Origin of the sequence: Nostoc sp. FACHB-152 (assembly GCF_014697475.1) — a bacterium.
In the GTDB taxonomy this organism is placed as follows: Bacteria; Cyanobacteriota; Cyanobacteriia; order Cyanobacteriales; family Nostocaceae; genus Nostoc_B.
Genome location: NZ_JACJRV010000012.1, coordinates 32,416 through 45,900, shown reverse-complemented (window position 1 = coordinate 45,900; position 13,485 = coordinate 32,416). Strand labels below are relative to the sequence as shown.

General features: G+C 39.7%; 13 protein-coding genes. 7 read left to right on the top strand and 6 right to left on the bottom strand.

Annotated features, from left to right (window positions below; genetic code table 11):
• Positions 1-89: 89 nt before the first annotated feature.
• Positions 90-785 carry a triacylglycerol lipase gene (locus tag H6G76_RS12575; RefSeq protein ID WP_190700563.1) on the bottom strand — a complete coding sequence of 232 codons (696 nt, stop codon included), beginning with the start codon at positions 783-785 and terminating at the stop codon, positions 90-92.
• A 550-nt stretch (positions 786-1,335) separates the two neighbouring features.
• Between H6G76_RS12575 and H6G76_RS12570 the strand changes: the two genes are divergently transcribed.
• The gene (locus H6G76_RS12570; RefSeq protein ID WP_190700560.1) at positions 1,336-2,790 is read left to right on the top strand and encodes a hypothetical protein; all 1,455 of its coding nucleotides are present in this window, start codon (positions 1,336-1,338) and stop codon (positions 2,788-2,790) included.
• A 62-nt stretch (positions 2,791-2,852) separates the two neighbouring features.
• Here H6G76_RS12570 and H6G76_RS12565 read toward each other — a convergent pair whose 3' ends face one another.
• Complete coding sequence (locus tag H6G76_RS12565; RefSeq protein WP_190700558.1) at positions 2,853-3,716, bottom strand: hypothetical protein; 864 nt, start codon at positions 3,714-3,716, stop codon at positions 2,853-2,855.
• Between the two features lie 350 nt (positions 3,717-4,066).
• Between H6G76_RS12565 and H6G76_RS12560 the strand changes: the two genes are divergently transcribed.
• The 4 genes from H6G76_RS12560 to H6G76_RS12545 all read left to right on the top strand — a co-directional run bounded on the left by H6G76_RS12560 (position 4,067) and on the right by H6G76_RS12545 (position 7,969).
• A complete protein-coding gene (locus H6G76_RS12560) occupies positions 4,067-4,636 on the top strand; it encodes a thermonuclease family protein (protein ID WP_190700555.1) in 570 nt (189 codons plus the stop codon).
• A 66-nt stretch (positions 4,637-4,702) separates the two neighbouring features.
• Positions 4,703-4,939: a hypothetical protein gene (locus H6G76_RS12555; protein WP_190700553.1), complete on the top strand. Its 237-nt coding sequence runs from the start codon at positions 4,703-4,705 to the stop codon at positions 4,937-4,939.
• Between the two features lie 163 nt (positions 4,940-5,102).
• The gene (locus H6G76_RS12550; protein ID WP_190700550.1) at positions 5,103-5,558 is read left to right on the top strand and encodes a hypothetical protein; all 456 of its coding nucleotides are present in this window, start codon (positions 5,103-5,105) and stop codon (positions 5,556-5,558) included.
• Positions 5,555-7,969, top strand: a complete 2,415-nt coding sequence (locus tag H6G76_RS12545; RefSeq protein WP_190700548.1) for a tetratricopeptide repeat protein — start codon at positions 5,555-5,557, stop codon at positions 7,967-7,969. The genes H6G76_RS12550 and H6G76_RS12545 overlap by 4 nt, the downstream gene beginning before the upstream one ends.
• A 100-nt stretch (positions 7,970-8,069) precedes the next feature.
• On the opposite strand, the gene H6G76_RS12540 is transcribed toward H6G76_RS12545, so the two are convergent.
• Positions 8,070-9,575, bottom strand: a complete 1,506-nt coding sequence (locus H6G76_RS12540; RefSeq protein ID WP_190700545.1) for an ABC transporter permease subunit — start codon at positions 9,573-9,575, stop codon at positions 8,070-8,072.
• 68 nt (positions 9,576-9,643) lie between these two features.
• Here H6G76_RS12540 and H6G76_RS12535 point away from each other — a divergent pair, with 68 nt between their 5' ends.
• The gene (locus H6G76_RS12535; protein ID WP_199337358.1) at positions 9,644-10,399 is read left to right on the top strand and encodes an amino acid ABC transporter ATP-binding protein; all 756 of its coding nucleotides are present in this window, start codon (positions 9,644-9,646) and stop codon (positions 10,397-10,399) included.
• Positions 10,400-10,437: 38 nt separating this feature from the next.
• Here H6G76_RS12535 and H6G76_RS36970 read toward each other — a convergent pair whose 3' ends face one another.
• A complete protein-coding gene (locus H6G76_RS36970; RefSeq protein WP_313934771.1) occupies positions 10,438-10,638 on the bottom strand; it encodes a hypothetical protein in 201 nt (66 codons plus the stop codon).
• Between the two features lie 149 nt (positions 10,639-10,787).
• The gene (gene lipB / locus H6G76_RS12530; protein ID WP_190700542.1) at positions 10,788-11,450 is read right to left on the bottom strand and encodes a lipoyl(octanoyl) transferase LipB; all 663 of its coding nucleotides are present in this window, start codon (positions 11,448-11,450) and stop codon (positions 10,788-10,790) included.
• Between the two features lie 622 nt (positions 11,451-12,072).
• Here lipB and hpf point away from each other — a divergent pair.
• Positions 12,073-12,723, top strand: a complete 651-nt coding sequence (gene hpf / locus H6G76_RS12525; RefSeq protein WP_190700539.1) for a ribosome hibernation-promoting factor, HPF/YfiA family — start codon at positions 12,073-12,075, stop codon at positions 12,721-12,723.
• Positions 12,724-12,931: 208 nt separating this feature from the next.
• On the opposite strand, the gene H6G76_RS12520 is transcribed toward hpf, so the two are convergent.
• Positions 12,932-13,390: a peroxiredoxin gene (locus tag H6G76_RS12520; RefSeq protein WP_190700536.1), complete on the bottom strand. Its 459-nt coding sequence runs from the start codon at positions 13,388-13,390 to the stop codon at positions 12,932-12,934.
• Positions 13,391-13,485 lie beyond the last annotated feature (95 nt).

The following is a 13,485-nucleotide window of genomic DNA, read 5'->3' as shown; positions in this document are numbered from 1 at the left end:
CCTCCTGTTCTTTATTAAGTATGTATTTTTATTAATTTTAACTAACTTAATATAAATATTTTTACATTTCTCAAATAAATATAAAATTTTCAAATTAAATACTTTACCCAAACTTTTAGCGGTTCTGGGGAGCCATACCAAATTCCGGGGCTTCTGGGCGAGTGTCTCACTCCTTCAATAACTAGATTTTCTGCCCCTTCCAGATGGGCGGCGGTAATAGGAGTAATGCCATCTCCCCAGGTGTTACCTTGTCCACAGGTTAACTGATAACTGCTGTATGCAAACCAACTACCAGGCCGCCGTTGCCCAAAGATGGTTTTGCCAGCGATACATACGTAATGTACATTTTGATAAAATGCCCCTGGATAGTTATTAGTCACGAAGTCAAGATTCCAGCGCGTCCAGCGTTCTTGGCTAATGTGGGGTGTACCTAGAGTAATTAGAGTTGCAACCTGTGGGTGAGCATTCCAAACAGATGGGTTAAGTTCGCCACGTGCTGAGTAGGGCTTTTCGCCTAAATAAATCCGGGAAATCCAACCACCGGCTGAATGTCCTATTAGGTTGATTTGGGTGCCTTGAGATTCCTGCAAGATTTTTTTCACGGTTTGGTCTAACAGTCGTAAAATGGGGGCTACAGATTTGCCGCCTACGGTAGGAAACCAGTCGCGTCGTCGTAGTGGGACTGTGGCTGTAGGAAATCCCAATTGTTGTAGGGATTTTTCTAGGGGAAGATAGGCGATCGCGCTTTCTAAATATCCAGGGACAATAACTGTAGGTAAAGGCATTTTTAATCAATTTGAGAAGGTTTTGGAATGAGATGTTGCAATCAAAACATCATGAATTATAAGTGTCTTGGTTGTCACAATGTATTGAAAAAACAGCAAATTTAGTCACAGTTTTAAACTTGCTTATGTGGTAAGATGTCACTTATATGCGATTTATGTACAAGCAAACTAAGCATCTACAACACAAGCTCGATTGACTAAAAAGCAATTAAGCTCATAAATTAGTCTGAAAAAAAAAGATGATTATATCTTCAGACCGATGCGATCGCTAGTACTGATAGTTATTGTTACTGTCAGTTTGTTTCGTATAAATATCTGAGAAATAACCCTTAATCAACTAGTAACAATCCTTAAGCCTGATTAGCAAGTGCAACTTGAAAAGATAAAATTGCGTCATTATCAAAGATTAAAAACTGCAATAAGAGTGTGAGATTGCCGTGTTGAGTTTTAGTGTAAGAAGTTATTATCTTTAGTGGTACGCAACTTTTGCGATCTAGATAAAACTGGTTTTCTAATTAACAGCAACTGAGCCGAGTGAACGATAACAGCTATGTCTTACGTCTCCATACTAAAAAATATACCAGAAATTTTAAGCCAGCCTACTGGAATAGCAGCTATAGCCTCAGTTGGTATTCATGGTGCTATAGCATTAATTGTTCCTTTGATGCCAGTAGATTCTAGTAAACCGAAAGATGAAAGTGCATCAAGATCAGTTGGCGTTTTGGAATTAAGCCAAGTTGATCAAAATCGCTTACCGCAAACTCCAGGCGCACCTCAAGTAGGCGTACAACCACAACTGCCGAAATTTCCTAACCAACAGCAACTAGCTTTACAACCGCAAGTACCTTCATCTAGCTTGTACAATCCTGGTCTGGTAGCACCTCCATTGCCTCCAACCCCAAGCGGGTATTATACACAACCAGTATTGCCACCTGTACCGACAACTTCTAATAACTATCGCATCTCCTCATTACCTACAAGGCAGTCGTTACAGCTTCCTAAACAAAATTTTCGATTTGACAACTCTGATTTGAAAGCTAATAGCCAAAGATTCACTTCAGTCGTTCCTTCTAATTTTGATAACAAGCAAGTAATACCAGAAACACGGCAACCACTACCAGTACAACAATTACCAGAACTACCCTCTGCGAAGATACCTTCAGATTTGGCGAATAGTCCAATTCCAAATACTGCTGCTAGCTCAAATATTACAACTGCAAATAACAGTATTACTTCACAACCTACGCAGTTTAATAATAATATGTCGGGTAATCAAAACCTGACTTCTGCAAGTAATATTGCTGCAAATTCTCAGACTGGAAATATTACAACATCAACAACTAATATTCGCAAGTTCCAACCAATCAATACACCCAATTTGCCGATAAAAGCATCAGACCAAACGCAAATTGCTCAACTTGATTCTTACGCAGAACTGAGAAAAGCACTTCAGCAGCAATATCCCAATTCGGAAGAAAAAGCCGTCATCCGTGATACGGTTCCTGTGAGTAAAGCAGGTGTCGAAGGTACAGTTTTAGGCTTTTTAGTAGTTGATCCAGAAGGTAAAGTGTTGGATCTCAAATTCCAAGATAAAATGCTTTCCCCTGCACTGAAGTTGAAATCAATACAATATTTAAAGGGTAAATCTTGGAAGGGTAATCAACAAATTAGCCGCTATCCATTTAGCCTGCGTTTTCAAGATAGCACCAAGACTGCTGGGGTGACTCCAGGAATCACACCATCATTAGAACCGACTCCACAATTTTCTAAACCCGTAAACAATAGTAGTCAGCCAACGCCTACTCCATTGGCTACTGCTAAACCATTGCCATTGTTTACACCGGCAGCTAATAATATTAAACCAACACCGTCAGTTACTGTTAAACCATCATCTACAGAGACTGAGAGAAATCAACTATCTTCTTCTAAGAAACCTAATCAAACGCTAATCCAAACGCTGCGACAAGTTAGGGAAAGAAGAGAAAATTCTAATTCAACAAAATAAAACTTGATTGAATAGCGATCGCTACATCATCTTATTTAGAGACGTAAAATTTTACGTCTCTTTTATTTTAAGTTTTGATTATGACAATATTCCAGCGTTGGCGTGACTGAGACAACCTCTACTTCTATTGGCTTGGCTGGGGTGGGGTTGATGAGAAACTCGCTAGCACCTACGTGCGGCTTTTGAGGATTTCCCCAATCATAGGTGTAACCTAACCCTGTCCAAGGATAATATTCTTTTTTGTCATTTGAGTAGGAATTTTTGTAAATCTCATACAAAACAGAGTTAGTTTTCGGCACAGGTACAGGTAAAACTTGGCAACTAGAGTTATTTATTTCTGGGTTAATACATGGTCTGCTTAAATCTTCGGCTTTAACCCACATTTCTACAAAATGAGTTTTATTAGAGTTACGATTTAAAATTAATCCTAAGTACTGCTGTAACCTCAGCGATAGCATAATATTGCCAGGAATATTAATACCTATACCTTTGCATTTATTACAGAAGTCTTTAACTTCAGGAAATACAGTTAACCAAGTTTGATAATCTATTGTTTTTGTTCCTGATTTCCAATCTGCGTTGGGGTTTTTGACATATTTCCAACTCACCATTAAAAATTCAGTTTTACCGTTTCTTTCTCTTGTCTTGATTTTTGGGTTATTGGGTGTTAATTCCCAAAGCTTATTAACTACTTCATTTGGTTGCGGATTTTTGGCATCTTCAATCGCTGCATCTAATCGTTGTTTTAAAAATTTATAACTTTCATGTTTATTTTTTTCTAAGTATTCATTGACGTTTTGTGTTGGTTCTGATTGCGCTAATGATTCGTTTCGTAAATGAATTTCTGTGGCGAATAAGCTGGAATATCCAAGAGATAAAGAAACACTAGTAAAAGCAAATAATAGGTATTTCTGATTTCTTTTCATAACAAATTTATTGCTGGTTGATAGCAAAGGATTTTGTATATATAAAGATTGAGTCCGATTTTATATTCATGTTTGTTTGATTGGATACCATATTTCAATTTTGTAATGTTATTTAATGAAGAAAAATATAATGATATGCAAGCTTTTCTACTGATACAATTAATTTTTTGAAACGAACCGCAAAGAACGCATAGACACGAAGTGGCTTCCCGAAGGGTAGAACGCTAAGGAATACAGGTGTAAATATTTAGTGCAAGTTTACAGGGAATTGGTATTAGTTACTTAAGATTGAGAGTTGCTGCCAAAATCAACTATTGCTAATATCATGCATCAGAGTTAGGTGAGTTTGGATGCAGAAGTTGATGAGACAATTGGGGATTTGGCTGAGTATAAGTATTTTGGTTTTGGGTTTGGGGAGTTGCGATCGCTTGTTTCCTCCTTCAGGCGATTTAGTTGAGAGAGTTAGCGACGGTGATACGTTAGCTGTTAAGGATGCGAAAGGAAATAAATTTAATGTGCGCTTTGCTTGTATGGATGCGCCGGAAGTACCCCATTCTAAAAGAGAAAGGGAGAGTAGACGCAGTAGTGATCGCAATCAATTTAGTTGGGGTGCAAAAGCACAGGAACGCTTGCAACAACTAGTACAGAAATCAGGCGATCACGTCACCTTGAATATTACAGATAGCGATCGCTATGGCAGAAAGGTGGCGGAAGTTCGCTTAAAAGATGGGACTTTGGTACAGGAAGTTTTATTGCGCGAAGGTTTAGCTAAGGTATATCGTCCTTATTTAAATAAATGTCCTAGTAAAGAAATAGTGCAGCAAGCCGAAGCACAAGCACAGCAGCAAAAAGTCGGGATTTGGGGTGATACTCAGTTTACCAATCCTTGGGAGTATCGCAGTTTTAATAGAAAAAATTGATAGTTTAAGCATCAAGACTCATTCACAAGTATCAAAGGCTCATTAAAGGAGCTAAAAGCCTCATTAATGGAGTTCCAAGGCTTATTAAAGGAGCTAAAAGCCTCATTAGTGGAGTTCCAAGGCTTATTAAAGGAGCTAAAAGCCTCATTAGTGGAGTTCCAAGGCTCATTCATGAGTATTAAAGACTCATTAAAGAAGCTAAAAGCTTCTTTAAAGGAGTTCCAAGGCTCATTAATGGAGTTCCAAGCTTCATTAAAGGAGCTAAAAGACTCATTAATGAAGTTCAAAACCTCAAACGCATAATATATTGTTAAAAAACTATTTCTAGATTCCGGCTGAGAATGAGAGATATCGTGATTGGCGGCAAAAAACTGTTGCACAACTAAGCTTTTACCTTTGTCTACCTAAGCTTACTGAGAAAAATAACTATAATTACTTCTAATTGTCTAATATCGTACCAAATTATATGGAACCAATTACTGTCGGTGCGATCGCGCTTCTAGCTTTAATAGGTAATAAATTCGTTGATTGGTCAACGGAAAAAGCTTTAGATGCAATTTATGACAAAGCTAAGGAAGTTATTAAAGCTAAATCACCCGCAACAGCAGCAGCTTTAGAAACCGCAGCCGCACAAGCAGCTTTACCACCAGGAGAACGAGAAGATATTGGTGAAGCTGTATTAGTAGAAGATGTAAAAAAAGCAGCAGAGGCAGACCCGGAAATTAAGGAGGCTGTAGAAGCTTTAGGAAATCAAGTCAACACTGCTGCACAAGATAACCCTGAGTTGAAAAAGGCTATTGCAGAGTTAACCGCAGCTATTAAAGCGCAAAGTCCGACAACGGTAGAGAATTGGCAAGGTATAAATATTAAAGGTGGAGAGAATACTATCAGTAATCCCACATTAAACTTTGGCAGCAAATGACCAGCGAGAATTGGCAAGGGATAAACATCAAGGGTGGCGAGACTAACATTCACAATCCAACAATTAATATTGGGTCATCACAGCGAAATTCTCCACCAAATATCCCCAATAATTTAATTCGCAAAGGCGCAATCAAGTTTGTTGGGCGAGAAAATGAACTTGCCAAGATACATCACGAATTGCAGCAGTCGGGGAAAGTGGCAATTTCGGCGGTGGCTGGGATGGGTGGTGTCGGTAAAACGGAATTAGCAACCCAGTACGCGTTAAAACATGAAGCTGATTATCCTGGCGGTATCTGTTGGCTGAATGGGAGAGAATCGGATTTAGCAACCAGCATTGTGCAATTTTATGGCTTGTACATTGGGCAAGAAATACCTGAAAAATTAGGTGGAAAACTGCTGAACCCTCAAGAACAAGCGCGGTGGTGTTGGCAGCATTGGCAACCATCCGAAGGTTTGGTGTTGGTAGTATTAGATGATGTCACTAATTTAGAGCATCTGCAAGAAATACAGCCGACAGCGAACCGTTTTCGGGTACTCATCACCACCCGGTTACGCAACCTCAACCCCAATTTTGTGCAGGAAATTTCCTTAGATGTACTCCCGCATATCAAAGCGTTAGAACTGCTAACTGCTTTTGTAAGACAACGACGGATACAACGGGAAGAAACAACGGCTAAAGAATTGTGTAAATGGCTGGGATATTTGCCTTTAGGGTTGGAACTAGTAGGAAAGTATTTAGCTGAAGATCCAGATTTATCTTTAGCAGAAATGTTAAAACGCTTGAAGACGCAACATTTAGAAGATAAAGCACTGGAACAGGGACAGCTAGGAGTAAAAGCCGCCTTTGAATTAAGCTGGCAAGAACTAGATGAAAAAACTCAGCTTGTGGGTGCTTTGTTGAGTTTATTTGCTCCTAATGTCATACCTTGGCAATTGGTAGAATCTACCAGTGAGTTGCTAAATTGGGCAGAGGCAGATCTGAGCGAAGCCAGAAAGCAACTTTACAAGCGTCATCTCATTCAAAGATTAGAAGATAAAGATGCTTGTTATCAAATTCATCCTTTAATTCGGCAGTTTCTCAAAGGAAAACTAAATACAACATTAAAGATAGAGCAACCTAAAGGAGTAATAGGCTTTTTTAAGAAATTTCTAAATAAGTTGCTACATCAGAAATTTTTTCAAATAAACACAAATAACAAGCTCAAACAAGCTTTTGCAGCAGCAATGGTAGCAAAGGCAAAAGAAATTCCTCAAACTATGACTTTGGAATTTATCGCTTCAGTGCAAGATGCTATTCCCCATCTCCAAGAAGTTGCCGAAAATTTCATAGATGCGCTGAGAGATGAAGATTTAATTTGGGTGTTTGTTGGTTTAGGTAGATTTTATAATGCACAGGGTTTGTATGTATTAGCAGAACCTTGGCATATGCAGTGTTTATCGACAGTAAAAAACCGTTTAGGAGAAGAACATCCCGACGTTGCCACTAGCCTCAACAACTTGGCTGCACTCTACGATTCCCAAGGAAGGTATGCTGAAGCCGAACTCTTGTATCTCCAAGCTTTGGCAATGAGAAAACGCCTGCTGGGAGAAGAACATCCCAACGTTGCCACTAGCCTCAACAACTTGGCTGCACTCTATGGCTCCCAAGGAAGGTACGCTGAAGCCGAACCCTTGTATCTCCAAGCTTTGGCAATGAGAAAACGCCTGCTGGGAGAAAAACATCCCAACGTTGCCGCTAGCCTCAACAACTTGGCTTATCTCTACAAATTCCAGGGAAGGTACAGCGAAGCCGAACCTTTGTATCTTCAAGCTTTAGCACTGTATAAAAGCCTGCTGGGAGAAGAACATCCCGACGTTGCTGCTAGCCTCGACAACTTGGCTGTACTCTACTACTCCCAAGGAAGGTACGCTGAAGCCGAACCCTTGTATCTCCAAGCTTTGGCAATGAGAAAACACCTGCTGGGAGAAGAACATCCCGACGTTGCCATTAGCCTCAACAACTTAGCACTACTCTACGATTTCCAAGGAAGGTACGCTGAAGCCAAACCTTTGTATCTTCAAGCTTTAGCACTGTATAAAAGCCAGCTGGGAGAAGAACATCCTGACGTTGCCTCTAGCCTCAACAACTTGGCTGCACTCTACTACTCCCAAGGAAGGTACACCGAAGCTGAACCCTTGTATCTCCAAGCTTTGGCAATGAGAAAACGCCTGCTGGGAGAAGAACATCCCGACGTTGCCTCTAGCCTCAACAACTTGGCTTATCTCTACAAATCCCAAGGAAGGTACGCCGAAGCAGAACCTTTGTATCTCCAAGCTTTGGCAATTTATGAGCAACAATTAGGTGTTAATCATCCTCATACAGTTATATGTAGGGAAAATCTTGAACGTCTTCGTGGTGCTAATTCTTAGTGAAATTGGGAGGGATTTGAAACGCAAAGGAACGCTGAGGGAAGCGCGGAGGTACGCGGAGTTTTTCTATAGTAGTTAAGGTGTTTTATCAATGCTCTAATTACAATTTACGCTTTACAGGATTCATCCATACTTCTAATTTGCTAAATGCTTGAGAAGAAAGAAGTGTTAAACATAAGTAAACTAAGGCTACGGCGAAGTAAATTTCAAAGGAGCGATAGTTACCTGCTACTATTAGCTGTCCTTTGCGGAATAGTTCTTCAAAACCGATGATTGCAACTAAGCTGGTGTCTTTTAATAAACTGATAAACTCATTGCCTAAAGGTGGAATCATCCGGCGAAAAGCTTGCGGAAAAATTATGTAGCGCATGGTTTCTACCGAACTTAAACCGATTGACTGTGCTGCTTCGGTTTGTCCTGGTTCAATTGATTGAATCCCAGCGCGAACAATTTCTGCAATATATGCAGCACTATTTAAACTTAATGCCAACGCCCCAGCCACGAAAGGATTAAAATTAAAGGTGAAGCCTAGTTGTTGTGCGATCGCTGGTATGCCAAAGTAAATCATAAACATTTGGACTATCAAAGGCGTACCCCGAAAGAAATCTACATACGCCCGTGCTAACCAACGTACAGGTTTAATCCGAGAAAGGCGGATAATGCCCATTAAAGAACCACCAACTAAACCTAAAACTACGGATAAAATCGTTAGTTGTAATGTTACTAACGCACCTTGTAAAAGGGTAGGAAAAGCACGCCAAATTATCCCCAATGAAATGAATATATTAGCTGCGTTATTATTAGCCTGATTTTCAAAAGGAGATTTAGTAGGTAATGTTGGCGGATCGGATTTAAACCATTTTTTATAAATTTGCGAATACTCTCCATTTCGTAATATCCTATCTAAACCATCATTAATGAGAGTTAAATTGGGTGAGTTTTTGGCAGTTGCAATGCCGTAATATTCTTCTGTTACTAATTGTTGAATAACTTTAATTCCCCGAAGATTGCCTGTATTAATGGCGTATAAAGTTACAGGTGCATCGTTAATTACTGCATCTACATTACCGTTACTTAATTCTTGCAGTGCTAAAGGTGCAGAATCAAAACTGCGAATTTGCACTCCAGGAATACTTTTAGCTTTTTCTGCGCCAGTAGTACCAATTTGCACAGCAAGCCTTTTATTTTTGAGACTATCTAAACTAGTAATGTCTTGATTGTTTTCTTGAATAGCGATCGCCAACCCTGCTTTAAAATAAGGACGGGAAAAAGAAACTGTTTTGGCGCGTTCCTCGGTAATTGTGATCGAACTAATCGCTGCATCTAGGGTTTTGGCTTGCACTGCTGGAATAATGCCATCAAAAGGGATGCTTTGAAAGTTTACTTTAAAGCCAGCCGCACGAGCGATCGCATTCATCAAATCATAAGAAAAACCTTGCAATTCACCGTTTTGTCCTTTAAACTCAAACGGCGGAAAGGCTGGTTCAGTGGCGACCCGCAGAGTTTTACTAGTGCTATTATTCACACTACAGCCAGCTATTAACGCACAACACAAACCAACTAGCAACAACCCACGCCACCAATGTCTAAAATTTAATCTAACCATTTCATTTGTTTCCCCTCTGCGGTTAGTTCAAAAGCATACAATCAACTCTAAAGCAGTTGACACAAGCAATGAAAAATTCTCAACCTATCATTATTTTTGAAAATATCGAAAAAAATTTTGGTTCTCTAAAAGTTCTTAGAGGTATCACAGGCGAAATCGATTCCGGGGAAGTTGTAGCGGTGATTGGGACTTCCGGCTGTGGTAAAAGTACTTTACTGCGGTGTTTCAACCGTTTAGAAACTATTGATCATGGCAAGTTAACAGTTAATGGAATTGAATTATCTCAATTTAATTTCAACAATCAACAACTAAGACAACTGCGAACCCAAGTGGGAATGGTTTTTCAACAATTCAACTTGTTTCCCCATCTCAGCGTGTTAGAAAATCTTACCCTTGCGCCACGTAAAGTTTTAGGGAAAACAGCGAAAGAAAGCGCGCAGTTAGCAGGTTTATATTTAGAAAAAGTGGGTTTATTTGATAAAGCCTCAGCTTATCCCGAACAACTATCTGGAGGACAAAAGCAAAGAGTTGCGATCGCCCGTAGCTTATGTATGAATCCGCAGATTATGCTATTTGATGAGCCTACCAGTGCTTTAGATCCCGAACTTGTTGGTGAAGTATTACAAGTTATGCAACAATTAGCCGCCGAGGGAATGACAATGGTAGTCGTCACTCACGAAATGCAATTCGCGCGAGAAGTCGCCAATCGAGTTATTTTTTTAGATCAAGGTGTTGTCGCTGAACAAGGCCCCGCTTACGAAGTGATCACCAATCCGCAATGCGATCGCTTGCGTAATTTTCTTAGCCGCCTCAGTAAAGTATGAAGTGTGTAGACAAATAACAAATGACCAATGACTCAGCACTAAAGATACTCACGTAAGAACTCAAAGGGGTCATCTTCCCAACATGGTTCGGGTATCATCAAGTGTAAGTTGCTTTTGATGTCAGCTTCAATTTCGTCGCTATCTTCCCTTTCAAACAGTTCTATCAAAACTTTCCAGTCGCGTTGTCTTAGGGAACTTATTGCAGGGGCGGATATATTTGAATTGATTAGAGATTCCACGCGCAAAATTGGAGTTGAGTGTTGTATCAAATTTGTCGTTTGATTAAGTAACTAACATATTCTAACTTGGGTAAATATAAAACCAAAGTAGATTTAAAAAATGAAATTAGTATTTGAATGGCAATTAAATGTGAAAAACTATCCAATTGTCATTCACAGATAGATTCAACCACATCAACATCAAATACTTTCGCAAAAGCTTTAACAACATGAGGACGCACTTCGTCACAGGTGATACCGGGAATCCATTCGGCTAAACTAGCTACGGGTTTATCGGCGATACCACAAGGGACAATATGTTGAAAGCCTGTCATGTCAGGACAAACGTTTAAAGCAAAACCGTGCATGGTAATCCAACGGCTAACTTTAATTCCAATCGCCGCAACTTTGCGACCTTCCAACCATACACCAGTAAAACCCGTCAGGCGATCGCCTGTTAATCCATAAACTGCTAACACCTGAATGATCACTTCTTCCAGTTGACGCAAATACCAATGTAAGTCTTTACAATAACGTTGCAGATTTAAAATTGGATAGCCTACTAGTTGACCAGGGCAATGGTAAGTTACTTCGCCACCGCGTTCAACTCTATGCACATCAAAATTATTGTTACTTAAGTCAAATTTGAGAAATTCTGGTGTCGCTCCTTGCCCTAATGTGTAAACAGGGGGATGCTCTAGCAAGATTAACGCATCATCAAGGCTGGGGTTTTGAATCCGTTTGGACAGAAGCGATCGCTGCCATGCATGAGCCTCTATGTAAGGCATCAGTCTTTGGTTATATAGCAAACAGCGTTTAACAGATTGTTGCATACTATGGATTGTGCCAAAAATCAACTGGATAAATAGGGAAATATATTTCAACTTGGACAGATGTAATCAACAATTGTCAAGCTATGCAAAGGATTTTAAAGGAACATCAAGGGAACCAGCTATAGAAAATACAAAGTGCTAGTTTGAATATATAACTAACCTCAAGGGTCTTAGGAGGAATTCTCTGCAATAAGCATCACGCCAAAACAAGAAGAAAGATTTAACTGGCTGATGACTCTAATAATATTGTTTGCACCTTTAACTAAATGAAACAAGTACAACAAGTTGTATTATCAACTAATAACAAGCAAACATATGAGACAACATATAAGTTGCTTGAATGTACAAGATAGTTAAGTTAAAAGTTGCTCAAAGTGACGCAGCTAATCATTCGGCGGAGCAATCCAATTGTTTTGCAACAAAAGGAAACCAGCGCAGACATCCACTGAGGATATTAATTAAGGGAACGCGTGAATATTACAAGCAGTAAAGTTAGAGCAAACTCAGCAGTAAATGATAAAACAAAATTTGTTTTGGCGGCAGTGATAGACCTTACCGCAACTTCCTTTCACACAAAGCAAACTCACATCACACATCAATAATATATAGCGGGAGAGTTTACATGAAGCTTGTCATCCACGGCAAAAATATTGAAATCACCGACGCAATTAGGGATTACGTGCATCAGAAGATAGAAAAAGCGGTTAGTCATTTTCAGAACATTACAAATGAAGTGGATGTCCACCTAAGCGTAGCTCGCAATCCCCGAATTAATCCTAGACAAGCCGCAGAAGTCACCATCTTTGCAAATGGTAGTGTCATCCGTGCCGAGGAAAGCAGCGAAAACTTATATGCCAGCATTGATTTAGTTGCAGATAAAATTGCCCGTCAATTACGCAAATATAAAGAAAGGCGGCAAGATAAGAAAACTCAGGCTCAACCTACTAATGAAGTAGTAGTACCAGAACCAGTAGTACCAGATTTAATTGGCGATCGCACTCCCGAATTACCTGGTGAAGTCGTTCGGACAAAATATTTTTCCATGCCACCGATGACTCTGACAGAAGCTTTGGAACAACTGCAACTAGTAGGGCATGATTTTTATATGTTCCGCAATGCAGAAACCGGAGAAATTAACGTGATTTACGAACGCAACCACGGTGGTTACGGCGTAATTCAACCCCGCAATAACAACGGTCACACCAACGGCAAAAACGGTAAGGTAGCCCACAACAATATAGTTATGCAGGAGAAATCACATTCAGCTAAATAAAAAGACGGGAAAAGGTTAAAGGCTAAAGGGAAAAAAATGAACTCCTTGCCCATAATTCCACTTGCTTTTTACCTTTTCTCTTTCTCCTTTCCCCTTAGTTAATTAGTAAATCTCCCCCATCAGCAGCTTGCGTCAGCATAGCTAGTAACCGTTGATTAACAACGATAATTGTCATTGATTGTTGATAATTATCTGCGTTAGTTAGCGGTTATTTGTTTAGGGCTTGCAAAGATTTTAACGCTTCCTCCACGTGTCCTTGAAAGTTGAACATAGAATCAAACACATATTGCACAACTCCTTGTTTATCGATGACATAAGTCACGCGCCCAGGAAATAAACCAAAAGCGGCGGTTGCGCCATATTGCTTACGTACTTGATCACCTTTATCACTCAACAGAGTGAATGGTAAATTGTACTTGGCGGCAAATCGCTGATGAGACTCATTAGAGTCACCACTGACACCAATTACTTCTGCGCCAGCATTTTTAAATACTTCGTACTGATCGCGAAAAGCGCAAGATTCTGCTGTGCATCCAGGTGTGTCATCCTTGGGATAAAAGTACAACACAACAGCTTTTTGACCACGAAAATCTCTCAGGCTAACTGTTGAACCATTTTGAGCAGGCAAAGAGAAATCAGGGGCAGTATCTCCAACTTTAATAGGCATAAGACGACCAATAATTACTTAATAAATGTACATAACTTATTATTCGTTATGTTTGTGCATAAGTGAGTAGTCACATTTATTGGTAATGTTTGCGT